Source organism: Pseudomonas sp. A-R-19 (assembly GCF_019956575.1).
Classification (GTDB): Bacteria; Pseudomonadota; Gammaproteobacteria; order Pseudomonadales; family Pseudomonadaceae; genus Aquipseudomonas.
The window spans coordinates 204,633-228,493 of the sequence record NZ_JAHBDR010000071.1; the positions used below are offsets into that span (position 1 = coordinate 204,633).

Consider the following 23,861-nt stretch of genomic DNA (forward strand, 5'->3'; position numbering starts at 1 on the left):
GCTTGCTCGCGAAGAACGAGAGTGCGACACGTGTAGCCTGATGCCACGCGTTATCGTTGACGTCCATCGCTGGCAAGCCAGCTCCTACAAGTTAGGGTTGTACCGTTTCAGTAGCGCTGCCCCTGCCTGAGTGGGGCTTCGCGGTCGATAGCCTTCCCAAGTGCTGCGACCAGTCTTTGTCCTCCGAAGAGGATTGCCGGTGGCCAAAAAAGCCGCATCCTTCGCCGCCTTGGGCGGCCTGGTATTTTCCACCGACGCAGGTCGTCATTGTCCGGAATGCAGTAAACCGGTGGACGCCTGCATCTGCAAACAGACCGTTATCCCGGCCGGCGACGGCATCGCGCGCGTGCGTCGCGAAAGCAAGGGCCGTGGCGGCAAGACGGTGACCACCATCACCGGCGTGCCATTGGCTGAAGACGCGCTCAAGGAACTGGCCACGACGTTGAAGAAACGCTGTGGGACCGGTGGGGCGCTGAAAGACGGTGTCATCGAAATCCAGGGCGATCATGTCGAGCTACTCTTGGCAGAACTGATCAAGCTCGGTTTCAAAGCGAAGAAGTCCGGCGGCTAGCAGCCTCTGTGAAAACCACCCTCGGCTGATCCGGTCCTGATGGCATTCAGGCCTGGTGTCGTCCACATGGTTTTCACAGAGCCTGTTCATGACCGGTTTCTAAACTCACTGCGGTCGGCGGGGTCTATTGCCTCGTTGACGAACCGTCATTTTCATTCTTTAGACTGCGCCGGCCTGAACCCAGGCGACGCACTATGACTTCTTTATAGGGGACTTCGATGTCCGTACGACGCACACGCAAAGACGATGGCAGCCAATGGACAGTTGCGGACAGCCGCAGTGTTTACGGGATTCGCCATTGGGGGGCCGGGTATTTCGCGATCAATGACGCCGGTCGCGTCGAAGTTCGTCCGAACGGTCCGAGCAGCTCGCCTATCGACCTGTTCGAGCAAGTCGACCAGCTGCGTAAAAGCGGCCTGTCCTTGCCGTTGCTGGTCCGTTTCCCGGACATCCTGCAAGACCGTGTGCGTCAGCTGACGGGCGCATTCGACGCCAACATCGAACGCCTGGAATACCAGAGCAAGTACACCGCGCTGTATCCGATCAAGGTGAACCAGCAGGAAGCGGTGATCGAAAACATCATCGCCACCCAGAACGTTTCCATCGGCCTGGAAGCCGGTTCCAAGCCTGAGCTGCTGGCGGTGCTGGCATTGGCGCCGAAGGGCGGCACCATCGTCTGCAACGGATACAAGGACCGCGAGTTCATTCGCCTGGCACTGATGGGCCAGAAGCTCGGCCACAACGTGTTCATCGTGATCGAGAAAGAATCCGAAGTCGGCCTGGTGATCGAAGAAGCAGCCTCGCTCAAGGTCAAGCCTCAGGTCGGCCTGCGCGTGCGCCTGTCGTCCCTGGCCTCGTCCAAGTGGGCGGACACCGGCGGCGAAAAATCCAAGTTCGGCCTGTCGGCGGCGCAACTGCTGTCGGTGGTCGAGCGTTTCCGCGCGGCGGGCCTGGACCAGGGCATCCGCCTGCTGCACTTCCACATGGGTTCGCAGATCGCCAACCTGGCGGACTACCAGCACGGTTTCAAGGAAGCGATTCGTTACTACGGCGAGTTGCGCAACCTTGGCCTGCCGGTGGACCACATCGACGTCGGCGGTGGCCTGGGCGTGGACTACGACGGTACGCACTCGCGTAACGCCAGTTCGATCAACTACGACATGGACGATTACGCCGGCGTCGTGGTCGGGATGCTCAAGGAATTCTGCGATGCGCAGAGCCTGCCGCACCCGAACATCTTCTCCGAAAGCGGCCGCTCCCTGACCGCGCACCACGCCATGCTGGTGATCCAGGTGACCGACGTCGAGAAACACAACGACGACGTGCCGCAGATCGAGAACAAGGAAGCGCTGCCGGAAACCGTACAGTGGCTGGTGGACCTACTGGGCCCGACCGACATCGAAATGGTCACCGAAACCTACTGGCGCGCCACGCACTACATGAGCGATGTCGCCGCCCAGTACGCCGACGGCAAGCTGACCCTGGCCGAGAAAGCCCTGGCCGAGCAATGCTACTTCGCCGTGTGCCGTCGCCTGCACAACTCGCTGAAGGCGCGCCAGCGTTCCCACCGTCAGGTGCTGGACGAGCTCAACGACAAGCTGGCGGACAAATACATCTGCAACTTCTCGGTGTTCCAGAGCTTGCCGGACACCTGGGCCATCGATCAGGTCCTGCCGATCATCCCGCTGCACCGCCTCGACGAAGAGCCGCTGCGTCGTGCGGTACTGCAGGACCTGACCTGTGACTCCGACGGCAAGATCAACCAGTACGTCGACGAGCAGAGCATCGAAACCAGTTTGCCGGTGCACGCGCTGAACGAAGGCGAAGACTACTTGCTGGGTGTGTTCCTGGTCGGTGCCTACCAGGAGATTCTTGGTGACATGCACAACCTGTTCGGTGACACCGACTCGGTGAACATCTACCAGAACGCCGATGGCAGTGTGTATCACGCCGGTATCGAAACCCACGACACCATCGAAGACATGCTGCGTTACGTGCACTTGTCGCCGGAGGAGTTGATGACTCACTACCGCGACAAGTGCGCCAATGCCCGCATCAGTGCATCCGAGCGCACGCAGTTCCTCGATGCCTTGCGTCTGGGGCTGACCCGTTCGTCTTACCTGTCTTCCTGAGGTAAGCGCCAGGCTGATCAGGTTGTCTGAAAACTTTCCGTTTGCCGCGGAAATTTCAGATGACCTGGTAGGGAAATTCACCTGTTCCAGGTGAATTTTCCCGCACCTTGGCGACCCAACGCATTTGGTCTTCTTTTTGCGTAGGTTATTTCCTAATTTGTATTTCGGCACTCTACTCGGCCATGTCTCTCAGCGAGAATCCCCGGCCGCCCCTCCTGTAGAGAAACGCCGATGTTCAATCCAGTCAGCGAACCGTCTTTTCGTCTGGATGTTGCAGGTCTGCCTGACTCCTTTGAAGTTCTGGCCTTTACCGGTAGAGAAGCCATCAGCGAGCCGTTCGTGTTCGAGTTGGAACTGCTGATCGATGACCCGCTGCTTGACCTTGCCAGTTTGCTGTACCGCCCGGCCTCGTTGCACTTTGGGCCAGCAGGAAGCCATGTGCATGGACAACTGCATGAACTCGTCCAGCGTGATCATGCATCGGGGCCCCGACTCTGCCAGGTGCGCCTGGGGCCAAAACTGGCTTGCCTGGCCCAGCGCTTCAGCCAACGAATATTCAGCGCCCGTTCAGTGCCGCAAATCCTCGATCAGGTACTCAAGGAGCACGGTATTACCGGCAAGGATCGACGCCTGGAGCTGAGTGGCGACCACCCACCCCGGGATTTTTGCACGCAATATCGAGAGTCAGACCTGCAATTTCTCCAGCGACTGTGCGCCCAGGAACGGCTTCACTACCACTTCGAACACCGGGCCCGCGGGCACTGTGTGGTGTTTGGCGATGATCAGCAGCATTTTCAAACCGGCGAACCGGCGGTATTGCGCAACGAGGGCGATCGGCCAGCGGTGCGGCAGCTCGAACGCCAGCGCTGCACGGCGACAGCGGCGCAGTGTGCTGAAAGCCGGACAGACCTGGCGACCTTGCGCAGCGGTCGGCTGATGCCGCTGTCCGGTCATCCGGTTGCCGATTGCAATCGACTCTGGCTGCTGACCTACGTTGAGCATTGGGGCAGCCAGGATACGGCGACGCCTTACCACAATCAGGTCCGCGCCGTGCAGTGGCCGGCACCCTTCGAGCCGCCCCGTGCGGTGGTCAAGCCACAGATGCATAGCCTGCAACGGGCGTGGGTCGTCGAGGTCGATGAACCGGGTCCCGACCCGACAAGACCGGTACCGGTGCAGTTCGACTGGCTTTATCAGGGCGAAGGGGCAGCCCCTAGTCACTGTTGGTTGCCATTGGCCGGACCGTTGCAGGCCGAGACGTTCTCGCCCTTGTGCGAAGGAACCGAGCTGGTCGTGAGTTTTGTCGAAGGCGATCCCGACCAGCCGCAGATATCCGGGGTGCTGCATGCCCCGGCACCGGTCGAGGTGACAGGCGCTGCCGGGCCCCAGCCCATCTGCACGAATGACGCTGGCCTGGAGCAATGGTTACGGTCGGCGGAGCCGTTACTGATGCTGTGCCTGCTGCCCGGCGGTGGCAGCTTCAACCATTGCGCGCAGGCGTTGTGCACCTGTCGTCTGGCGACACAGTTTGGCCAGAGCTCTGGAGCATGATCGTCACATGCACGCCCGAGGCACCCCCGCAGTGGCTGTTGCTGGATGTGCCGGGCACGCCGCAGGCGGGGGCCACACTTCGGCAGATGTTTGCGCGAGCCCGGTGGTCCGGGTTGTTCGAAGGTACGCAGTGGCATGCTCTGCATGAGCAGGGACCGGTGCTGGTCGATCTGCGCACCTGCCCGGCGCTCGCCGACTTATGCATCGTCGACGGACAACGCTGGCCCGGACTGCTGATGGTCAGCGAGGCCAGCACTGCGTCGTTACTGGCGCATTTGCGGCGCATGCTCACGGTTACGCTTGGCCTGCACCGGGCCCTTTTGAGTTACTACAACCCGATCACCGCCAGCTATTTTTTCGATGCCTGCGATGCCGTTGAACTGAGTCGCTGGCTAGGGCCTATCCACCAGTTACGCTGGTTCGGCGGCAGTTGGGCCGACCGCGCGATGGGGTGTGAGGGCTGGCAGCGCTTGTCCAACCCGGGACTGGCGGTCAGGCCGCTGGCAGTCGAGGAGAGCCTGAGCGCCGGACAACAGGAAAAACTGCAGACCTGCCTGCTTGAGCAACATGCCTGGCGCTGGAGCCAATCCACCGGTGCCGATTTTTCCCGCCTGTGGACCCATGTGCAGGAGGGACTGGCGCTGGGTTTCAGCGAACGCCCGGTACTTGATGGCTGGATATGGCTTCGCCTGCAGTATCCCGACGCGGTCCCCGTGCAGCCGCTGTCGGGACGGACTCAACAGGAACGCCTCGATAGCCTGCGAAGCCTGTGGCAGAACGACCGACCCTGGCCGTGAGGTCGAAACAGTCCGTTCAGTGAGTGCTGCCAGCGAACCAGCCATCGTTACGGCGCAGGCGCCAGGCGATCATGCCGAGGGTCAGGCTGCGCAGGAGCATGAACAACAGAAAGGTCAGCCACAGGCCATGGTTGCCCCACCCCTGCAGTGCCCAGCCGAAGGGCAGCACCAGCACCACGGTCAGCAGCATGCCGTTGCGCATTTCCCTGGCCCGGGTGGCGCCGATGAACAGGCCGTCGAGCAGGTAACTCCAGACGGCAATCAGCGGCAGCACGGCGAGGTAGGGCAGGTAGATGAACGCGGTGTCGCGCACGCTTTGAATGTCGGTTTGCATCTCTATGAACAAGTGCCCGGCGAGCAGAAACAGCGCGGCAAAACCCAGACTCGCCAGCAGCGACCAGCCGCCAGCCACCACCAATGAACGGCGCAGGGCATCGCGGTCGCGGGCGCCAAGCGCATGCCCGCACAGGGCTTCGACGGCGTGGGCCAGGCCATCGAGGGCGTGGGCGGTCAGCAGTAACCCGTTGAGCAGCAGGGCATTGGCCGCGACCGTGGCGTCGCCCAGCCGTGCGCCTTGCACCGTGATCAGGAAGAACACCGATTGCAGCGCCAGGCTGCGGATGAAGATGTCGCGGTTGACCGTCAGCAATGGCCGCCAACTCTGCCACAGGGCCAATGCTGCCCAGGCAATATGCCCGGGATAGGCGCGCAGGGCTTTGCGGGTCATCAGCAAGCCGATCAGTGCCCCCGTCCACTCGGCAATCACCGAGGCCCGGGCAGCACCCACCACGCCCCATTCCAGGCCGAGGACGAACCACAGGTTCAGGGCAATGTTGACCAGGTTGGTGCTCAGCAAAATCGCCAGCGGCGCTCGTGCATTCTGGGTCCCGAGGAACCAGCCGACCAGCGCATAACTGGCCAGCGCCGCCGGCAGGCCAAACAGGCGGGTGTGAAAAAACTCGCGGGTCAGTTGATCGAGCTCCGCCGACGGTTGCATGAAGTGCAGCGCCACCCCGCTCAAAGGCACGCCCACCGCACCTAACACCACGGCCAGGCCGAGGGCGAGCAACAGGCCTTGCAACAGAATCTGCCGCAACGCCGCACCATCCCCGCGTCCCGCCGCCTGGGCGGCGAACCCGGTGGAGCCCATGCGCAGAAAACCCATGGCCCAGGCGAGGAAGGTATACAGGCTGGCCCCGACCGCGACAGCGCCGAGTTGATGGGCGTGGGGCAGGTGACCGATGACGGTGCTGTCGACCAGCGCCACCAGCGGTACGGAAATGTTCGAGAGAATCATCGGCGCGGCGAGCGCCCAGACCCGGCGATGGGTCGGGCGGTCGCGCCAGTCGGCGGTCAGGTTGGACATGCAGGCTCCTTGGGGGAGCGGGCATTGTAGCGACACATCAATAACCTGCTGCGATCAATTGTGGCGACGGAGCTTGCTCCCGTTGGGTCGCGGAGCGGCCCCAGCATTTTTTCATGCAACCGCGTGGGCTGACTTTACGACTGCTTCGCAGCCGAACGGGAGCAAGCTCCCTCGCCACAGTGTGTGGGGTGGTGTCAGTGAATGATCCAGCTGAGCAACCAAAGCCCCAGCATCAACCAGATGATCCCCATGATGAACGACGCATTGAGAAATGCGCGGATCGCCGACCACAGCAGTATCAGCCCGAGGATCAAGGTCACGATGCTGACGACCGAGGTATCCATGCCCAGCGCCTGGGACAGGCCTTCGACAAAATTGCTGCTGGCGTTGCTCAACAGATTGAACAGCCCACTGAGGCCATCAACGATAAAGCGGATGATCGAGCCGAGTACCTGGCCGAGCCATTCGGAAAAACCTTCTACCTGCATGGAGTGGCGTCCTGATTAAAGAGAATCGAGTCTTGGGCTGTCGATCATGCTGTCGAGTTCCCACAAGCATAGAGGGTTGCACCGTTCCCACAAAAAACCTACAGGGCACTCAACCGTTGTCACTTGCCATCCTCGGTCATCCCCCCGAAGCTATACGCCTTCAGGAGAGCCCGATGAACCTTGTTGAACTGACCGAACGCCTGCACGCCATTCGTGACCGCAATGACTGGCGGCAATTTCACAGCCCGAAAAACCTGGCCATGGCCGCGAGCGTGGAAATGTCCGAGCTGGTGGAGATTTTCCAGTGGCTGACCGAAGACCAGTCACGCCAGTTGCCAGCGGACAAACTCGCCCACGCCGGGCAGGAAGTCGGTGACATTGTGCTTTATCTGTTGCTGTTGTGCAGTGAGCTGGGCCTGGACATGGAGGCCGTGGTGCGCAGCAAGCTGGCGGACAGCGAACGGAGGTTCAGCTGATGAGCGACCGTCATTTCGATCAACTGGCGACCCGTTTCGCCGAAAAAATCTACGGCGGTGCCAAAGGTGCGATCCGCCTGGCGGTGTTGCAGGCCGATCTGGCCGAAACCTTGCCCGACCGGCCGCTGCGCGTGCTGGACATCGGCGCCGGCCTTGGCCACATGTCGCTGTGGCTGGCTCAGCGCGGCCATCAGGTGACCCTCGCCGAACCTGCCGAGCCAATGCTCGAAGGCGCCCGCCAGCGCTTTGCCGAAGCCGGGCAGAGCGCCACGTTCATTCAGGCGCCCTGGCAGGAGCTGCTCGGCCAGCTCACGGAACCCTACGACCTGGTGCTGTGCCACGCAGTGTTGGAATGGCTGGCCGAACCCCACGCCATTTTGCCGGTGCTGCATCAACTGACCAAGGCGGATGGCTGGCTGTCCCTGGCGTTCTACAACCGCGACGCGCTGATTTATCGCAACTTGCTCAAGGGCCATTTCCGCAAGATGCGCAAGAACGACATGGCCGGTGAGAAGCAGAGCCTGACCCCGCAGCAGCCCCTTGATCCGCGCGAACTGGCGGCGCAACTTGAAGGTCTGTGGCAGGTCGAAACCCAGAGTGGCGTGCGGGTTTTTCACGATTACATGCCGGTGGAATTCCAGGCCCGCGCCGAGCTGGTGGACCTGCTGGAAATGGAACTGGCCCACCGCCGTCATCCAGCCTTTGCCGGGCTTGGGCGTTACTTGCACTGGATCTGTCGGCCTGTCTGATCGGAGCACAAGATGAAAAGTCATTCAGGTGTACTGATGTTCTGCCTGGGGCTGGCCGCTTGTCAGGGCAGCAACCCCTATGTCGCCACCTCCAATCCTTTGCCCCCGGCGCCGCCACAGGCTGCCAATACCTTCGATCGAAGCGCCTACCCGGCGGCGCCCCGTGATTACGCCAAGTACCGCAGTTGGGCCTGGCTCAACGGCCATCTGCCACCGGGCACCGCGTGGGCGGACTCGGCGCAGGTTGCCGAAGCGGTCAGCAATGCGCTGGATCAACGCGGCCTGCGCCCGCTGCATGACAATCGCCCGGCCGACTTGTTTGTCAGCGCCGACCTGCGCCTGGAAACTCGCTTGCGTCAGGTTCAGGACGACTATTACGGCGGCGCTTATGGTGGCTACAACGGCTACGGCCCTGGATATGGCGGGTACGCCACCGTACCGGTCATCCGTACTTACCAGGAACAAGTCGTGGTCGTGCAGGTGGACATGTTTGACGCCAAAAGCGGTCAGCCGATATGGAGCGCCAGCGCTGAAACCGGCAACCGGGGCAGCGAAAGCGAGCGGGCCGATGCGATACGGGAGGCTGTGGAAAAGGCAATGTCGGCGTATCCTCCTAGTTAGCTTCTTGTAGATAAGAAGCATTCCACAGGATCATGCCTTCAACCGGAGAACCATCATGTTCCGCCGCTTTATTTTACTGGCAGTGGCTGTGCTGCTCAGCGCCTGCACCGCCAACCAGGTCAATCATGACTTCGACGCCAGCCGCGATTTTGCTGCCTATCGCAGCTGGACCTGGAAAGAACCCGCCCTGCAGTACCGTCCCGATGATCCACGGATCAAGAGCGACCTGACCGAACAGCGCATCCGTCAGGCGGTTGCCGATCAACTGGATCAGCGCGGTCTGCGCCCGGCTGCCGCAGGCGCCAAGGGCGATTTGAATGTACAGGCCTACCTGATTGTCGAAGAGCGCCAGCAACAGGTGACCACCAATTACGGCGGCGGCTGGGGTAACCCGTGGTATGGCTACTATGGCGCCCCCATGTATAACGAAACCCGCAGTGTCAGCTACAAAGTAGCGACCATCCAGATCGACCTGCTCGATGGCAAGGACGGCAAGCTGGTGTGGCGCGGCAGTGACGAGCAGATACTCAGCCGCACGCCGAACCCGACGGATCGGCGCGATGCCATCTGGGAAACGGTCACGCGGATATTGGCCAACTACCCACCGCACTCAACCTGATCCGCTAAATACTAACAATCATCCCACAGGGTTTTTTATTGTCTGCGCTGGCAAGTTGCCAGCAGCCACCGCCACCCTTGTCTACACTGCTGGTCACCCATGGAGGTTGCGCCCGGCTGTGTGCCGGCAAAGGAGTGCGCCATGTCTCCCCGCCTGCAGTTTCGCGGCCCGGCCCGGCAACGGGGGGCGATCGGCCTGATGGCTGCTTTGACCCTGACCCTGGCGTTGGCATTCATGTTGTTGGTGGTCGATACCGGCAGGCTGTACCTGGAAAAACGCAGTTTGCAGCGCGTGGCCGACATGGCCGCGCTTGAAGCTGCAACACGGGGTGGCGACTGTTCCGCCAGCTCAACCGCGAACACCTATGCCACGGCCAGTGCACAACGAAATGGTTTCGCCATTCCCTCCACCGGGCGCGCACTGGCTGTGGCGTGCGGCGCACTGACCCTTGATGCCAACAACCTTCGGGTATTCGGTGCAGACCCAAGCAAAAGCGAGGCTATTCGGGTTATCGCCAGCCATGTCGTGCAACAGAGTATTGCCGGCGGCATCGGCGCTTTGTTTGGCGGCGCACCAGCGGGTTCAACGATGACGCTGAGCGCCACGGCGGTCGCTGCGCTGCCGCCACCCCTGGCTTCCTTGACGATCCGCAGTACAGCCCTGACCTTCGATACCAGCAAGGCCGCCATTACCAGTCTGCTTTTCGGGGGATTGCTGGGGGGGAACGTCACTGTCAGTGCGGCGGGTTGGAACGGTTTGGTCAATACCAACATCAGCCTGCTCGGCTACCTCGATCGGTTGAAAATTGACCTCGGCTTGACCGCCGCCGGCTACAACCAGGTTCTGGGCAATACAGTCAATGTCAGCCAGTTGATCCAGACAGCCATCAACGTGCTGGACCCCAACGGCACACTTGGCGCAACCGCAACGATCGTCAGCCTGCAAGCACTGAAGGTGGCAGCGGGGACGACGTCCGTCGTGCTGGGCAATATGTTGCATGTTGAAAGTGGCACCGACATCTCGGCCCTTGCCGTGAATCTGAAAGCGTTCGATCTGATCGAAGGGTTCGTGCAACTGGCCAACAAGAAGAACGCCCTGGTCGCGAGCTTGCCGATCAACATCGCAGGGCTGGCGCAAATCACTGCACGGGTGCAGGTGATGGAGCCGCCGCAACTGTCTGCCATCGGCAATCCGAAAAACGCGGCATTGGCCCCCTTGGGCCCCAACCGCATCTATGTGCGCACGGCTCAGGTCAAGACATTGCTGTCGATCAACCTGCCCGTACTGGACGCCATCACGCCTCTGGTCAATGCCGTCATCAATCTCGTTGCGCCGTTGACCAATACCCTGAATGCATTGCTGCATCTTGACCTGGTGGGTGTTGTCAACTCATTGACCTGCGCGTTGCTCGTGCCGTGTGACACGCCGGAAATCAAGCTGTTGCCACCACCGATACGGATCGACGTGGCACTGGAAGCGGCTGGAGCCTGGAGTTATGTCACGGCTTACAGTTGCGTGAGTGCGACGAATAAAAGTCTGACGACCAACACCACCACCACACTGATCGGATTGAAGATCGGGCAGATCAACCCTGCCGATGTGTTTGGCTCACCGACGGTTCCACCCAGCAACAACGTCAATCCTCTGAAGGTCATTGATATCGGCGTGCAGACCTGCCAACGGCTGCTGATCCTGCCGCCAACCTGTTACAACCACCAGCCCGGCGTTGGTGGTGGCATCGATATCATGGTCAACATCCCGATTGCTCAAAATGCCAACATGTCCCACGTCTATTCAGCGCCGGCAGCGGCCAACCTGCCGGAGATCAATCAGCCACCGTTTTACTACGCCTTCACCACGACCAATATCGTCAACAGCCTGAGCACCACCGTCAGCAACCTTGGCGTCAATATGTATGGGCCGTCGGGCAGTATCGTGGGTGGCTTGGGGGGCATTTTGAGTGATGTCAGTGCCGCGCTGGTCAATGCGATCAACACCGTACTCAGCCCGTTGCTGGACACATTGATCAACACGCTGCTGGCGAGCCTGGGGATCGACCTGAACAAAGTCGAGGTGGGTGCCAACCTCAGTTGTCACTCGGGACGCCCATCCCTGGTGATCTAGTCTGCCGGCACAATCGGCAGTTCGATGCAGAAGCGCGCGCCCTCGGTGGAGTTCCTGACGCTCAGTTTTCCGCCCATGTTCTCGACGATGCCGTAGCTCACCGACAGCCCCAGACCGGTGCCAACGCCGACCGGTTTGGTGGTGAAGAACGGCTCGAAAATCCGCTCCAGCAAACGAGGGTCGATACCGCCGCCGTTGTCTTCGACCCACAGGCGTACCGAGTGCGTATCCCGTTCGGCGTACAGCGAAATCCACGGCTTGAATCCGAGGTGTTTTTCGCGCTTGTCGAGCAGGGCATCCCGGGCATTGACCATCAGGTTGATCAGCACCTGTTCAAGCTGGTCGACGTAACCGCGCACCTGTACTTCAAAACCGGTCTCGCTGATGCGCAGGTCGACGCCTTTGCCGCGCATGCCCTCGGACAATAGCGACAGCGTGCCTTCGATGGCCTGGGCCGGGTTGAACGGTTGCTGTTCGATTTCCGAGCGGCGGCCGAACACCCGCATGTGGTCCACCACCCGCGCGGCGCGTTGCACCTGGGAATCGATGCGGGTGAGTTTGTCGATCAGGTAATCGACCTGCACATCGCCGTTGCTCAGGCGCTTGAGGACATTGACGATGGCCATGCGCATCACGTTCAACGGCTGGTTGATCTCATGGGCCAGGCCGGTGGCCATTTCACCGAGGGTGGCCATTTTCGCGCTTTGTGTGAGCTGCTGCTGCGAGCGCCGCACCTCGGTGTTGTCGCGCCCCACGGCCTGGATTTCGAGCAAGCGGCCCTGTTCATCGAACACCCCGCGATCGGACCAGACCCACCAGGCGTGTTCGCGGCCGGGCAGTTGCAGGTTGATCTCGGCGGTGCTCACCGGGAACTCGGGGCTCAGTTGGCTCAGTCGTTGGGTGAACGCATCGCGCTGTTCCGCGGACATCCAGCTGCCCAGATTCACCCCCGGCAACTGCTCCGGCGCCAATTCCAGATACGTGGCCAACGGTCGGTTGCCGAAGGTCAGGGTCAGGTCGGGCAGGTAGCGGCAGATCATCGCCGGCGAATCTTCCACCAGAATCCGGTAGCGTTCTTCACTCTGCCTGACCTGTTCGGTGGCCAGGGTCGCGTCCGTGACGTCCAGCCACAGGCCCACGGCTTCCACGGGCAAGCCGAGGTCGTCGCGCAACAACTTCGCTTCATCGAGCAGCCAGTGATAGTCGCCGCGACTGTCGCGCAACCGATAGCGGGCGCGCACCGAGCCTTCACGCAGCAACTGCCGGGTGCGCTCGAAATACTGCGGGCGGTCGTCGGGATGCACCCGTTCCACCAGCGTTCCGGGTGCGCAGTCGGCCAGGGTCCAGCCGAGCAGCGGCAACAGACTGTCGCTGAAGAACACCGGTTGCAATGCACCTTCGTCATAGCGCTGGACATAAATCACCGCCGGCGAGCTGGCGATCAGGTTGTCCAGGCGCGCATGGGCGGCGGCGGCGCTCTGCTGCTGATTCTTGATGTCACTGATGTCGAGCATGAAGCCCACCAGCCGACGGTTTTTCCCCACGCCCAGCGCCTGGCCCTGCAGGCGATACCAGACCGGTTCGGGGCCATCGTCGGGGCGATACAGGCGCACGCACGACAGCAGTGGCATGCCTGAGTCCTGCAAGTCTTGCAGGCCGATGCGCAGCTCTTCGCGGTCGGCGGGATACACCTGATCGAGCCAGTCCTGCACGGATAAACGTGACGTTCCAAGGTTCAGGGCCGTGGCCAGCGACGGTGCCAATTGCACCTCGTTGCTGTGGCTGAAAACTTCCCACCAGCCGGTGCCGAGCAGCGCTTGCAGCGATTCCAGGCGTTCCAGTTGCAGATGATGACGATGCTCGCGCAGGCGTTCGAGCAAGGGGCTGGCGAGCGCGGCGGTGATTTGCAGCCAGTCGCGTTCAGTGACATCGGGGGCGCGTTGGGGCGCCGTGAAGAAACCGCACAGCAACCAGGCGACCACCCCTTGCGCATCGTGATAGGGCACGGCGAAGCCATCGGTATTGCCGAAAGTGTCTTGCAGGCGCGGGTGTTCACGCAGGGTCAGGTGCTGCGGTGCCGAGCCGCTCAAACTGTCCAGCCCCGTGCCCAGGCGTTGATCGTTTTGCCACAGTTGCGGTGCATCGAAGGCCGCGTAGTGCTGGTGAATCTGCCAACCCTGCTCCTGCTCATCGAGCAAGGCCAGGGCAATGCAGGGCACCTGAAAACGCTGGGCCAGGCTTTGCAGTTGTTCGCCCAGCACCTCGGGCAGGCGCGTCAGGCTGCACAGGCGCAGCTGTTCGGCGATTTGCATCGCCAGCACCTGGCATTGCTCTCGGTTGCGTGATTGCCGGCGTTCGAGCAACAAGTCGCCGATGTCGAGCATCTGCAACAGCCAGGCATCGGCCAAGGGTTGCACCCAGCCGCGTAAATGCAGCGGTGGACCGTTGAGGCTGTAGAAGTCCAGGTCCAGGGTTTGTCCCCGCCAGTCCGCCGGCGCACCTTCGATGACGAGGCTGCTGTGGGGCAACAGGAAGTCGAGCAGATGCGCTGCCTGCGCGCCGGGGCTTTGCTGCGCGAGCAGGTGCCGCAGCGGACCGCTCAGTTGAATGACACGCCCCCCGGCATCGAGCTGCATCTGCAAGCCGAAGCTGTGCACCCGCTGTGCCTCTTGCGGCTCCGGGGGAGGGGGCGGATGGCGGTTGAGCAGGCGCCCGAAGAGTTTGTCGCCGGCACTCAAAATTGCAGGCTCGCGCTAGCCGTAAGGGTCGCTGGCAGATTCGGCACCTGACCGATGCCTGGCAGGTTCAGGAACGGGATGGCGGCTTTGATTTTATTGGTGGGGTAACTGATGCGGACTGTCAGCAACCCGCTTACAAACGTGACGGTGGCATCGGTGGCGGTATTGAAATTCAGGGCCGGCGGAATCCAGGCCGTTTGCGTGGTCAGTTCCGTTTTCGCGCGGGCGATCAGCGCGGCAGCGTAACCGGGGGTGGACGGATCCAGCGCGACGCTGCGGCGCACGGCTTCGGCGGTCGACTGGTTGAACGACTGCATCAACAACAGCGGCAGGCTGTAGCTGATGATGGCGTAGAACACGCCGAAAAAAATGATGAACACCAGGGCGAATTCAATCGCGGCGGCACCTTTTTGTTTGTGGGGGAGGCTGGCTTTCATGAGTGTGTCTACCCTGACCAACACTGTGTAATGTCAGCATAGAATCATTCAGCCAAAACGGACGGTTTTTACCGAATGCAGAGCTTTGTCCTACTGATCTGGCTGGCACTGTGTGCCGCGCAGGATGCCCGGCAACGGCACATTGCCAATGGCCTGACCCTGGGTGCTGGCGCCCTGGCCCTGGCCTGGTTGCTGTGGAGCGGCACGACCTGGCTGGGTGCCGAGGCGCAACAGGGCGGCTGGGCGTTGTTACTGGCCCTGGGCTTCACGCTACCTGGCTATTCGATGAAGCGCCTGGGCGGCGGCGACGTGAAACTCATGGCCGCGCTGGGTCTTGCGACGGACGGTATGCACGTGCTCGGTACGTTTATTGGCGCCGGATTGGCCAGTGTTTTCTGGCTGCTGCTGGCGCCAAGAGTCTGGCTTCATATGAGTCAAGGGCTTAGAACCCATCTTTTTTATATGGCGCCTGAAATGTCAAAGAAGCAGCCGTTTGCACCGTTCGTGCTGGTGGGGCTGATGCTGACATTGGCCTGGCTCCACTAGTCGGCCCTTTTATGTACAGAGCCTGAAACTACGTCTACTTTTCAGACAGCAGGTGTACAGCCGGTGGCTGTCGGTGAGGGACGGGTCAACCTTTGGCCTGACAGGGAGTTACACGTGAGCAAGTTTACTTCGGCAGTAAAAGTCCTTGTGGTCGACGATGCGCCATTGATCGTTGAAGAGCTTTGCGAGTTTCTGGAGGGCAAAGGTTACCGTTGTGTTCCCTGCGAGTCGGGCCATCAGGCGATCGAGCGTTTCAACGAGGACCTCGATATCGGCCTGGTCCTGCTGGACTTGCACATGCCTGGCATGGATGGCCTTGAGCTGATGCAGGAGCTGCAGCGGCTTTCGGGCAAGCACCGGGCGTTCGAGGCGATCATGCTCACCGGGTGCGCCGACAAGCAGGACGTGATCAAGGCCCTGCGCGCGGGTGTTGCCGACTATTACCAGAAGCCAATCGATCTGAATGAGTTGCTCGAAGGTTTGCAACGTCAGGAAGTGGCCCTGCAGGAGAAGCACAAGAACCTGCAGTTGGGGCATTTGAATCAGAAGCTGCAGTATTTGTCCGAGTCGATCGATGATCTGTATCAGGACCTGGACAAGGTTCGGCGGGGACCGCAAGCGGGTGACCGGGGTGTTGCCGAGGTTGATGCAGTGGAGATTCCGGCGATTTTCAATCAGCTGTCACCGCGGCAACTGGAGGTGGCGCAGTTGGTGGGCAAGGGGCAGACCAATTATCAGATTGCCTGTGAGTTGGGGATTACCGAGAACACGGTGAAGTTGTATGTGTCGCAGGTGTTGCGGTTGACGCATATGCATAATCGGACGCAGTTGGCGTTGGCCTTGTCGCCCAGTGGTTCCGGGGGGCGGCTGCGGGTTTCGGCGCACTGATATCCACTGTGGGAACGGGCTTGCTCGCGAAGACTTTGCGTCAGGCTATGTGTTTATTTGCGGGTGTACATATCCGTTGCTGCGGTAACGGCGGCTTATGGTTTCGCCCTTACGGCGAGTCCCTTTTGGCAAACGCCCCAAAAGGAACCAAAAGGTCTCGCCCCTGGCGTACGGCCCCTCGCTAAGGCTCGGGGTTCCTTCGCTCCGGTATTCATCCGGGGGCATCGCCCTCCGGTTGGCTTCGCTGGCACCTACATGCGATGAGTTCGACTGCGTCGAACGGCGCTGCGCGCCCATCCCCGGATGAACACCTCCACTCAGCCTCCCGAGGGGGCGGGTGGATCAAGATCAAGAGCTGCAGGCGAGCTAACGCTCGGCCTGATGAGTGGTGAGGGGCGTGGGTGTACGCCGCTCTTCTTTTGCTCTTCTGTAGGAGCTGGCTTGCCAGCGATGGCGGCCTGCCAGCCGACCTGCCTCTATCGAGTGTACTCGGTCAAATTGTGGGAGCGGGCTTGCTCGCGAAGACGGCCTGCCAGCCGACCCATTTCTTTCAGATGTACCCGTCCCAACTGTAGGAGCGAGCCTGCTCGCGATGACGTCCTTTCAGCCCACACATTCCTGTGAAGTTTTCCTCAAATCCCCGAGGAAACCTCCGACATGTTTTTCAGGTTGTCCATCGGAAGTGTGATCTCTAGCCTTTCTCCGTCACTGCAAGTTCAGTGATCGGGCTGTCGCGGCCTGTTAAGTCTACTTGGTGCATAATCCACCGGCCCAAACCGGAGCGCTTCGGTGCTTGTCGTTTGATGTAATGGTGGCTGTGCGCGGGATACCTTCGGGTATGCCGGGTTTCCAAGTAGCTCGGTCCGCGACCCCGCGTACAGCTGCCACCCTTGATTGCTGTCGCGGCGATCAGTGGCAGCTCTATCTCATACTTGGAGCTTCACCATGATCAAACCCACTCCCAATCCCCCCGAAACCCTCGACCGTACCCACGATCACTACCTGAATCCCCCCAAGCAACCAGTCCCCCACAAACCCGGCACGATGTTCGTCATCGCCCCGGACATCAATACCGAAACCCTGCTGGCCCACGCCTGTGAATCACTGGCGTCGGCGAGTGTGATGGCGAGTGATTTCGCGGGGTTTCTGCAGGGCTCGCAGCGCAATACGCTGCTGGGGATTGCGCAGGTGATCATGCTGGGCGAGTTGGCGGTGAATCGGGCGCTGGATATTCTCGATCCGCAGGATTAGTGGGCAAAGGCCCGACCCAGGGCCGTGAAGCCCGGGCCGGCGAGGACGATCAATAGCGCCGGGAAGAGAAACAGCATCATCACCAAGGACATTTTGGCGGACATCTTGGAGACGTATTCCTGCAGGCGTGTCAGGCGTCGGTCATCGAGCAACTGTTTGAGCGCCAGCAGGGACTTCATCGCGCCACCCCCCTGATGGATCAATTGTTGAAGGATCACGCAGGTGTCGGTGAACTCGTCTACCGAAAGCAGTCGGGTGCTTTTGTTCAGCTCTTCGCCGAGTTCCATGCCTGAGTCGACACGGGCCAGAACCAGGCGCAATTCATGGGTCAGGGCGGGCAGTAACTGTTTGCCTTCCTGACTCAGTACGCGCAGCGATTGCTCCACCGCCATGCCCGATTCGAACAGGGTGCGCAGCAGCGCAATGAAGGTTGATGTCTCGGTGGCGAGTTGTTTTTGCCGATGCTGTGCGGCGGCGGCCAGCCAGCGTTTGGGTAGCAGATAACCGAAGCTGGTGGCGAGTATCGGGGCGATCCAGTGGTTCTCCACATTCGGGTAGAACAGCCCCTGGATCAGCAGGCACAAGAACAGTGCCAGCACCGGAGCACCCACCTGCAAGGCAGCAAACATCGAACGTTGGCGAACGCTGCGCCAGCCCAGGCGGTTGAGCAAGGTGTGGGTTTCGTTGTCCATCTTTACCGACTTTTGCCCTAGGCGGCTGGCGCCCAGGGCATGCAGCAGTTCGCTGAAGCGGCTATCGCCAGGCGTCTTGCCATCGAGTCGATGGGCCACCTGGCGCGCTCGTCGGCGTTGCTCCAGCAAGGCGCTGAGCAGCAACAGGGCCGCCCCGAACAGGAACAGTGCACTGATCAGCAAGAGCATCTTCATATTCATAGGCTACGCAACATGCGCCACAGCGCCAGGCAACCGATCACCTGAAATCCGAAGGCACTCGCCAGCATGGTTTGCCCCGAGCTGTCGTGCCACATGGAAAGCAGGTAGGTCGGATTGGTGAGTAGAAAGTAGCCCGCGACCGAGACCGGCAGCAGGGCCAGGACCACGGCCGTGATGCGGGTTTCGCCGGTCATGGCTTTCAATTGGCGAGCCGCTTGCTCGCGTTCGCGGATCATCTTGATCAGGTTTTCCAGCAGTTCACTGGCATTGCCGCCGTAGCGGTGGTTGACCTTCAAGCCGAGTGCGAGCAGGCGCAGTTCATCTTTTTCGTACAGCTCGGCGAAGTCCGACGCAGCGTCCGCCAGGCTGACCCCCAGTTGCACATTGCGCTGAATCCGGCCCATGGCATTTTTCAGCGGGTCTTCGGCGGCATCGATGGCGCCGAGCACGGCATCGGCCAGGGTCCGCCCGGACTTCAGGCTGCGTACGGCATGGTCGAGCAGCATCGGCAGTTGTTCGATCATGCGACTGAGGCGACGCTGATAACGCCAGCTGATGAACAGTCGTACCACTGCCGGAGGAATCAGCAGCAACAGCAGTGCGCCGATCCAGCCAGCCAAGGCAAACCCCAGCAGCACCCCGAGTATCCAGAGCACCAGCCATTGGCCCAGGCGTTCGGTGGGGCGTCCGAGCCCGGCGCGCAGGAACGCCCGCTCAAGCCCTGTCCACGATGATTTCTGCACGACCCGTTGCGGCTGCCCCTGGCTCAGGCGTCCCAGAATCCGTTCGTTGCCGGTCTGGCGCAAACCGTTGTAGAGCAGGCGCAGCGACAGGCCGAGAAAGATCACGCAAGCGAGGATGAGCAGCACTGGTTTGAGCATGCCGTGGCCTCAGTACGCCGAGGGAGAAAGCGCCGAGTCCCGGCGCAATTTGTCGCCAGCCGGGTTGACCGCTTCGCGCAGGAAACCGAACCCGCTGCGACGGTCGAGACGGAACAGCGTGTTGGTGACATACACGTCGTCGCGCACGCCGACGACTTCCACCACTTCGCTGACGCAACGGCGACCGTCAGGCATGCGCGTGAGCTGGATGACCACATCGAGCGCCGCGCAGATCATTTGCCGCAACGTGCGCTCGGCGATGCTGCGACCGGTCAAACCCACCAGGGTCTCCAGGCGCAGCAACGCATCCTGGGCGTTGTTGGCGTGTACGGTGCTCATCGAGCCGTCGTGGCCGGTGTTCATGGCGGTCAACACATCGACCACTTCGACACCGCGAATTTCGCCGAGGATGATCCGGTCCGGGCGCATCCGCAGGGCGTTGCGAATCAGGTCGCTGGCTTTCACCTCGCCATGGCCTTCGGCATTCGGTGGACGGGTTTCCAGGCGCACGACGTGAGGGTGGCCCAGTTGCAGTTCGGCGACGTCTTCGATAGTGACCAGGCGTTCGTGGGGGCTGATCAACTGGCTGAGAATGTTCAGCAGCGTGGTCTTGCCGGTGCCGGTGCCGCCGCTGATGAGGATGTTGCAGCGCTTGCCCACGGCGTCCTGAATGAATTCGTAGATCGCCTGATCGATGGTTTGCATTGCCATCAGGTCGGAGCTTTTGAGCATGTCCTGGCGGAATTTGCGGATCGACAGGCACGGGCCATCAAGGGCTATCGGCGGGATGATGGCGTTGACCCGGCTGCCGTCCGGCAGGCGCGCGTCGACCATCGGTGAGGACTCGTCGAGCCGCCGGCCCAGCGGCGCAAGTATCCGTTGCATGACACGCTCGACGTGATGCGAATCGATAAAGCGCAAGTCGCTCAGATGCAGCACGCCTTCGCGTTCGACAAACACCCGGTGTGGGCCGTTGACCAGGATCTCGGTCACCGCCGTGTCGCGCAGCAGTACTTCCAACGGGCCGAAACCGGTAAGCTCGTCGACGATCTCCTCGGCCAGGCGCTCCATCTCATAGCGCGAAATAGCCAGGTGCAAACGTGCGATGTACTCGGCCACTTTGTCGATCACGAACTGCGACAGCGCCTGCCGCGAACCTTCCAGCAGGTTTTTCCCTGACTCTTCGATGGCGTCGATGATGTAGCGGTGCAGCACCAGTTTCAGGCCATCGTGGTCGGTATTGCCAACCGCGCCACGCTGGGGTGAGCCAAAGAGTTTTTCACTGTTCATTGTGCACCCCTCAAGCGGTTGAACCAGCCGGTCTTGGGCTTGGCCAGGCCTTCGGAGTGCTTGGCCAGGCGCTCGCCGAGGGTGCGCAGGCCCTGGGTGAGGCCTTCGCGTGGGGCCAGTTCGAACAAGGTCAGGCCCTGGTTCTTGGCGTTGAGCCGGACTTCCGGGCTGTAGGCGAGGGTGGCGATGATCTCCAGGCCGAACGTCTTGCCCAGGGTGTCGGAGTCCGGAGCGACGCTGCGCAGGTAGCGGTCCACGAGCAATTTGGCGTGATCGAGCTTCATGCCTTTTTCGCGCCAGAGATTGAGCACCGCGAGGTTGCGGCGGCAGTCGAGCACGTTTTGATCGGTGTACCACAGCAGTTTGTCGCAATGGCTGACGAAGGTACGCAATGCTTCGCTGTCCGGCTGCCCGGTGAGGTTCACCACGATGTGCTGGAAGTGTTGGCGCAGGGCGCTGAGGAGCATGTACAACTCGGCGGCGCTGGTGTGTTCCAGCGGTTCATCGCCACTGGCATAGGCGAGGATGCGCAGCCCGGCTTCGCAACTGGTGAAGGCGCTGTCGATCAGCGTCGCGTCGAGGCGGCGCAAATGACGCAACGCATCGCCGAAATGAAACGAACTCTCCAGGCCGAGCAAAGCCAGGCTGTCACCGCGAGGTAAACCAAGGTCCAGCAGCAGCGTGTGCTGACCGCTTTTTTGCACCACCTGCGCCATGTGCGTGGCCAGCAACGCGCCGTCAGCACTGCTCTGCACGCCGTACAGTACGGTCAGGCGACCCAGGTGCGTGTTTGGCGCGACGGGGGGCAGGCGTTTGCTCAGGCGCCGCACCAGCCCCGCGACTTCACTGGAGCGTGAACCATAGGCCACGAAATCCCTGGCCCCGGCACGCATCGCATTCAATACGAGCTGGTTGTCCATGCCGTCGCCCAGCGCGACGATCGCCAACATCGGTTTGGCTTCCAGCGCGCCTTCGATCAACGCGCTCTGGGCCACCACGTGGTCGCGGTCCAGGCCGATGAACACCAGGCTGGCGAACGTCACGTCCACCAGTGCCAACAGCTCGTCGAGGCTGCCGCCACCGGCACTGACCACCTGACCCAGGGGCGCCAGTGCGCCTTGCAACCATTCCAGGTCGGTGCTGTTGCGCGTAATCGCGAGGAAGGTTTGACTCAGGTTCTGGCTCATTGCGATAACCCGCTGTGGTGCTCGATTCAGGGTGTTTGTTGAGTGATTTCATTGCCGCGAATGACTGCCACGCTGGTTTTGCGCGGCGCGGCGCCAGGACTGGCAGCGGGTTTGGGCGGCGCGGTCATGGCCAGTTGGCTGAATTGCAGTAACTCGCGGTTGGCATTGGCCAGGCTCGCGGCAGAATTGCTTTCACCGGCCCAGTAGTGCGCCAGGCGTTTTTCATCGGCGCTGCGCACGGCCAGGCGCAACACGCCGGCCTGGGTCGCGAGCATCAGGCGGCTCACCAGTTGTTCAGGAACGGCGAGCAACACGGTGCGGGCCGTGGCGCGCGATTGATCCTGTCTGAGCTGTTCATCGGTGCTGCGGGCCGGGCTGGAAGGCTGGCCGTCGTTGGTCAAACCCAACTGCTCGCCGACCCCGAGCACCCGCAAGGCCGGCACCACGAGTTGGGCCGTTGGCTGAGGATTGAGGGTGTCCATGCGCAGGAACAGCAGCACGTCGACATAGTCGCCGGGTGTCAGTTGCCCGCCGATATTGATCACTTCGTCCACGGCGACCGCCAGGGCGCGCTCATCGGAGCGGATCATCCGCGACAGTTTGCTGCCGGCTTCGAAGCTTTCGTCGTTGAGCCAACTCCCGGCCGTCAGGGTGCGCCAGGGTGTGCGGCCAATCGCCTGGTCAAGGCTGGTCAGGCTGCCGGCCGGGACGGTGCGCAGTTTTTCCAGGGTGACATCGGCGGCGGTGATCGGCGCAAACGGCGCAACGTCGTTGACCAGCACGACCACGGGATGGCGGGTAGGGTCATCTGCCGGTACGGCCGCCTGTGTGTTGGCGAGCGGTGCACTGACTGTGGATTGGGCAACGGATTCGGGGACCGGTTGACGACTCAATGTGAGCCCCCAGTAACCGGTAATGATTGCACCGACCAGAAGCAATCCGGCGAGGCCCAGGGTGACACGGCTGTTCATGTAGGCTCTCCCTTTCCTGCTGCGCAAAACCCCGTCATATCTAACGAGACAACTTCGCAATCAGGCAGCTATGAACATGGAACTATTTCGCTATTTGACCGTAGCGCAGGTAGAGCGAAATGCCATTAGTGCAGGGGAAATATCTAACGAAAGTGCAAAGTTGCGCTGAAATGACCTGTTTTTTGACGTCAACGAAACGGTTAATACTTTCGTGTTAATGCGTATTTACAGTTGTTGGGGCGGGGAATGCCGACAATGCTGGTGCTGGCACTGGGGAATCATGTTGCGTCCGTGCAACACCCGTCGTCGTCCAGGAGAAATGCCATGTCTTTTTCCAAGCTTGTTCAGAAGGTCAAATCCGAAATCGCTTTCTACAAAGGTCTGGTCAAGGATACCGAGGGTGCATCCGGTATCGAGTACGCGATTGTTGCCGGGATGGCGGCGGTTGTCCTGGTGACTTTCATGACGCCTATTGCCGGAGCGGTAAAGGGGATTTTTGACATCATCAAGTTAAATCTGGTTCCGACGCCCTGAGTGCGGTGGCTGGCTGACTTGTCCGATCTCAACGTTTGTGTCCAGTCCCTTGCAGGTGTTAGCTCATGAACGCTCTCGCACAGCCGCGCCAACAACTGCTTCTGGTGGATGACGAAGAGGAGGCATTGCTTGAGTTGGCGGAGTTGCTGGAGGGTGAGGGGTTCAATTGTTTTACGGCCACTTCGGTCAAGCTCGCGCTGCAGCATCTGACCCGGCATCCTGATATCGCTTTGGTGATCACTGATTTGCGCATGCCGGAGGAGAGCGGGATGTCGTTGATCAAGCGTTTGCGCGAGCATACGTCGCGCCAGCATTTGCCGGTGATTGTGATGTCGGGGCATGCGGGCATGGATGATGTCAGTGACTTGTTGCGTTTGCAGGTGCTGGATCTTTTTCGCAAGCCGATTTATCACGTGCGGTTGTTGGAGACGCTGAATAATCTGTTTCCGCAGCCGCAGGTTTATCGGGTTACAGGTTGAGCCGTTGACTTGGCGGCCTCTGGGCCGACCATGTTGTGGTTGATTGAGTACATATCCGTTTCTGCGGTAGCGGCCACTGGCGGTTTCGCCCTTACGGCGACTCACTTTTTTACAAGCGCCTAAAAAAGTAAGCAAAAAACGCTCGGGTATGACTCACCCACATAGGTAACAAAACAGTTCAAGCACATAGGTAACAGTCTTTAACTGGCACTGGTCGATTCCGAGGATCTGACCATGCCGTGGCGAGAGCTGAAACCTATGGACCTGAAAGT

At 60.9% G+C, this 23,861-nt stretch carries 23 protein-coding genes; 14 read left to right on the plus strand and 9 right to left on the minus strand.

Annotated features, from left to right (window positions below; all coding sequences use genetic code 11):
- The first annotated feature begins 199 nt into the window (after positions 1-199).
- From KGA88_RS20920 to KGA88_RS20935, 4 genes are all read left to right on the plus strand, one after another.
- Positions 200-571, plus strand: a complete 372-nt coding sequence (locus KGA88_RS20920) for a translation initiation factor Sui1 (RefSeq protein WP_007991289.1) — start codon at positions 200-202, stop codon at positions 569-571.
- A gap of 218 nt (positions 572-789) precedes the next feature.
- Positions 790-2,703 carry an arginine decarboxylase gene (gene speA / locus KGA88_RS20925; RefSeq protein WP_103397199.1) on the plus strand — a complete coding sequence of 638 codons (1,914 nt, stop codon included), beginning with the start codon at positions 790-792 and terminating at the stop codon, positions 2,701-2,703.
- A gap of 231 nt (positions 2,704-2,934) precedes the next feature.
- Positions 2,935-4,254, plus strand: a complete 1,320-nt coding sequence (locus KGA88_RS20930; protein ID WP_223594031.1) for a type VI secretion system Vgr family protein — start codon at positions 2,935-2,937, stop codon at positions 4,252-4,254.
- Entirely contained in the window at positions 4,251-5,051 is an 801-nt protein-coding gene (locus KGA88_RS20935) for a DUF4123 domain-containing protein (protein ID WP_223594033.1), read from the plus strand. Before KGA88_RS20930 ends, KGA88_RS20935 begins: the two co-directional genes overlap by 4 nt.
- 16 nt (positions 5,052-5,067) lie before the next feature.
- On the opposite strand, the gene KGA88_RS20940 is transcribed toward KGA88_RS20935, so the two are convergent.
- Both KGA88_RS20940 and KGA88_RS20945 read right to left on the minus strand, forming a co-directional pair.
- Positions 5,068-6,417 (minus strand): MATE family efflux transporter, encoded by a 1,350-nt coding sequence (locus KGA88_RS20940; protein WP_110659979.1) that lies wholly within the window; start codon positions 6,415-6,417, stop codon positions 5,068-5,070.
- 194 nt (positions 6,418-6,611) lie between these two features.
- Positions 6,612-6,905: a hypothetical protein gene (locus KGA88_RS20945; RefSeq protein WP_110659980.1), complete on the minus strand. Its 294-nt coding sequence runs from the start codon at positions 6,903-6,905 to the stop codon at positions 6,612-6,614.
- Positions 6,906-7,078: 173 nt separating this feature from the next.
- Here KGA88_RS20945 and KGA88_RS20950 point away from each other — a divergent pair, with 173 nt between their 5' ends.
- From KGA88_RS20950 to KGA88_RS20970, 5 genes are all read left to right on the plus strand, one after another.
- On the plus strand, positions 7,079-7,381 hold the full coding sequence (locus tag KGA88_RS20950; protein ID WP_007971343.1) for a MazG-like family protein: 303 nt from the start codon (positions 7,079-7,081) through the stop codon (positions 7,379-7,381).
- A complete protein-coding gene (locus KGA88_RS20955; RefSeq protein ID WP_223594042.1) occupies positions 7,381-8,130 on the plus strand; it encodes a methyltransferase domain-containing protein in 750 nt (249 codons plus the stop codon). Before KGA88_RS20950 ends, KGA88_RS20955 begins: the two co-directional genes overlap by 1 nt.
- A gap of 12 nt (positions 8,131-8,142) precedes the next feature.
- Positions 8,143-8,751 carry a DUF4136 domain-containing protein gene (locus tag KGA88_RS20960; protein ID WP_223594045.1) on the plus strand — a complete coding sequence of 203 codons (609 nt, stop codon included), beginning with the start codon at positions 8,143-8,145 and terminating at the stop codon, positions 8,749-8,751.
- A gap of 55 nt (positions 8,752-8,806) precedes the next feature.
- Positions 8,807-9,370 (plus strand): DUF4136 domain-containing protein, encoded by a 564-nt coding sequence (locus tag KGA88_RS20965; RefSeq protein WP_223594047.1) that lies wholly within the window; start codon positions 8,807-8,809, stop codon positions 9,368-9,370.
- A gap of 141 nt (positions 9,371-9,511) precedes the next feature.
- A complete protein-coding gene (locus KGA88_RS20970) occupies positions 9,512-11,494 on the plus strand; it encodes a pilus assembly protein TadG-related protein (RefSeq protein WP_223594050.1) in 1,983 nt (660 codons plus the stop codon).
- Here KGA88_RS20970 and KGA88_RS20975 read toward each other — a convergent pair.
- Entirely contained in the window at positions 11,491-14,232 is a 2,742-nt protein-coding gene (locus tag KGA88_RS20975) for a PAS domain-containing sensor histidine kinase (RefSeq protein ID WP_223594052.1), read from the minus strand. The genes KGA88_RS20970 and KGA88_RS20975 overlap by 4 nt on opposite strands.
- A complete protein-coding gene (locus KGA88_RS20980) occupies positions 14,229-14,669 on the minus strand; it encodes a TadE/TadG family type IV pilus assembly protein (protein WP_223594055.1) in 441 nt (146 codons plus the stop codon). The genes KGA88_RS20975 and KGA88_RS20980 overlap by 4 nt, the downstream gene beginning before the upstream one ends.
- A 75-nt stretch (positions 14,670-14,744) precedes the next feature.
- Between KGA88_RS20980 and KGA88_RS20985 the strand changes: the two genes are divergently transcribed.
- From KGA88_RS20985 to KGA88_RS20995, 3 genes are all read left to right on the plus strand, one after another.
- On the plus strand, positions 14,745-15,215 hold the full coding sequence (locus KGA88_RS20985; RefSeq protein ID WP_223594058.1) for a prepilin peptidase: 471 nt from the start codon (positions 14,745-14,747) through the stop codon (positions 15,213-15,215).
- A 114-nt stretch (positions 15,216-15,329) separates the two neighbouring features.
- Positions 15,330-16,103 (plus strand): response regulator transcription factor, encoded by a 774-nt coding sequence (locus tag KGA88_RS20990; RefSeq protein ID WP_110662346.1) that lies wholly within the window; start codon positions 15,330-15,332, stop codon positions 16,101-16,103.
- Positions 16,104-17,048: 945 nt separating this feature from the next.
- Positions 17,049-17,354, plus strand: coding sequence for a DUF6124 family protein (locus KGA88_RS20995; RefSeq protein WP_223594060.1), 306 nt, complete (start codon positions 17,049-17,051; stop codon positions 17,352-17,354).
- On the opposite strand, the gene KGA88_RS21000 is transcribed toward KGA88_RS20995, so the two are convergent.
- The 5 genes from KGA88_RS21000 to cpaB are packed head-to-tail and all read right to left on the minus strand — an operon-like array spanning position 17,351 to position 22,576.
- Positions 17,351-18,241, minus strand: a complete 891-nt coding sequence (locus KGA88_RS21000; protein WP_223594062.1) for a type II secretion system F family protein — start codon at positions 18,239-18,241, stop codon at positions 17,351-17,353. The two genes, KGA88_RS20995 and KGA88_RS21000, sit on opposite strands and share 4 nt — an antisense overlap.
- Before the next feature lie 2 nt (positions 18,242-18,243).
- A complete protein-coding gene (locus KGA88_RS21005) occupies positions 18,244-19,128 on the minus strand; it encodes a type II secretion system F family protein (protein WP_223594064.1) in 885 nt (294 codons plus the stop codon).
- Positions 19,129-19,137: 9 nt separating this feature from the next.
- On the minus strand, positions 19,138-20,418 hold the full coding sequence (locus KGA88_RS21010; RefSeq protein ID WP_223594066.1) for a CpaF family protein: 1,281 nt from the start codon (positions 20,416-20,418) through the stop codon (positions 19,138-19,140).
- Positions 20,415-21,605 carry a CpaE family protein gene (locus tag KGA88_RS21015; RefSeq protein WP_110661096.1) on the minus strand — a complete coding sequence of 397 codons (1,191 nt, stop codon included), beginning with the start codon at positions 21,603-21,605 and terminating at the stop codon, positions 20,415-20,417. The genes KGA88_RS21010 and KGA88_RS21015 overlap by 4 nt, the downstream gene beginning before the upstream one ends.
- 26 nt (positions 21,606-21,631) lie before the next feature.
- Positions 21,632-22,576, minus strand: coding sequence for a Flp pilus assembly protein CpaB (cpaB, locus tag KGA88_RS21020; RefSeq protein WP_223594068.1), 945 nt, complete (start codon positions 22,574-22,576; stop codon positions 21,632-21,634).
- Between the two features lie 324 nt (positions 22,577-22,900).
- Here cpaB and KGA88_RS21025 point away from each other — a divergent pair, with 324 nt between their 5' ends.
- Positions 22,901-23,110 (plus strand): Flp family type IVb pilin, encoded by a 210-nt coding sequence (locus KGA88_RS21025; protein WP_110661098.1) that lies wholly within the window; start codon positions 22,901-22,903, stop codon positions 23,108-23,110.
- 65 nt (positions 23,111-23,175) lie between these two features.
- On the plus strand, positions 23,176-23,589 hold the full coding sequence (locus tag KGA88_RS21030) for a response regulator (protein WP_110661099.1): 414 nt from the start codon (positions 23,176-23,178) through the stop codon (positions 23,587-23,589).
- Positions 23,590-23,861 lie beyond the last annotated feature (272 nt).

Excerpts from the sequence above, each read along its gene's own strand:
- KGA88_RS21000 (WP_223594062.1), bottom strand. The coding sequence starts at position 18,241 with ATGAAGATGCTCTTGCTGATCAGTGCACTGTTCCTGTTCGGGGCGGCC.
- KGA88_RS21025 (WP_110661098.1), top strand. The coding sequence starts at position 22,901 with ATGTCTTTTTCCAAGCTTGTTCAGAAGGTCAAATCCGAAATCGCTTTC.
- KGA88_RS20940 (WP_110659979.1), bottom strand. The coding sequence starts at position 6,417 with ATGTCCAACCTGACCGCCGACTGGCGCGACCGCCCGACCCATCGCCGG.
- KGA88_RS21010 (WP_223594066.1), bottom strand. The coding sequence starts at position 20,418 with ATGAACAGTGAAAAACTCTTTGGCTCACCCCAGCGTGGCGCGGTTGGC.
- cpaB (WP_223594068.1), bottom strand. The coding sequence starts at position 22,576 with ATGAACAGCCGTGTCACCCTGGGCCTCGCCGGATTGCTTCTGGTCGGT.
- KGA88_RS20970 (WP_223594050.1), top strand. The coding sequence starts at position 9,512 with ATGTCTCCCCGCCTGCAGTTTCGCGGCCCGGCCCGGCAACGGGGGGCG.
- KGA88_RS21015 (WP_110661096.1), bottom strand. The coding sequence starts at position 21,605 with ATGAGCCAGAACCTGAGTCAAACCTTCCTCGCGATTACGCGCAACAGC.
- KGA88_RS20995 (WP_223594060.1), top strand. The coding sequence starts at position 17,049 with ATGATCAAACCCACTCCCAATCCCCCCGAAACCCTCGACCGTACCCAC.
- KGA88_RS20950 (WP_007971343.1), top strand. The coding sequence starts at position 7,079 with ATGAACCTTGTTGAACTGACCGAACGCCTGCACGCCATTCGTGACCGC.
- KGA88_RS20930 (WP_223594031.1), top strand. The coding sequence starts at position 2,935 with ATGTTCAATCCAGTCAGCGAACCGTCTTTTCGTCTGGATGTTGCAGGT.
- KGA88_RS20955 (WP_223594042.1), top strand. The coding sequence starts at position 7,381 with ATGAGCGACCGTCATTTCGATCAACTGGCGACCCGTTTCGCCGAAAAA.
- KGA88_RS20935 (WP_223594033.1), top strand. The coding sequence starts at position 4,251 with ATGATCGTCACATGCACGCCCGAGGCACCCCCGCAGTGGCTGTTGCTG.
- KGA88_RS21030 (WP_110661099.1), top strand. The coding sequence starts at position 23,176 with ATGAACGCTCTCGCACAGCCGCGCCAACAACTGCTTCTGGTGGATGAC.
- KGA88_RS21005 (WP_223594064.1), bottom strand. The coding sequence starts at position 19,128 with ATGCTCAAACCAGTGCTGCTCATCCTCGCTTGCGTGATCTTTCTCGGC.
- speA (WP_103397199.1), top strand. The coding sequence starts at position 790 with ATGTCCGTACGACGCACACGCAAAGACGATGGCAGCCAATGGACAGTT.
- KGA88_RS20965 (WP_223594047.1), top strand. The coding sequence starts at position 8,807 with ATGTTCCGCCGCTTTATTTTACTGGCAGTGGCTGTGCTGCTCAGCGCC.
- KGA88_RS20945 (WP_110659980.1), bottom strand. The coding sequence starts at position 6,905 with ATGCAGGTAGAAGGTTTTTCCGAATGGCTCGGCCAGGTACTCGGCTCG.
- KGA88_RS20980 (WP_223594055.1), bottom strand. The coding sequence starts at position 14,669 with ATGAAAGCCAGCCTCCCCCACAAACAAAAAGGTGCCGCCGCGATTGAA.
- KGA88_RS20985 (WP_223594058.1), top strand. The coding sequence starts at position 14,745 with ATGCAGAGCTTTGTCCTACTGATCTGGCTGGCACTGTGTGCCGCGCAG.
- KGA88_RS20960 (WP_223594045.1), top strand. The coding sequence starts at position 8,143 with ATGAAAAGTCATTCAGGTGTACTGATGTTCTGCCTGGGGCTGGCCGCT.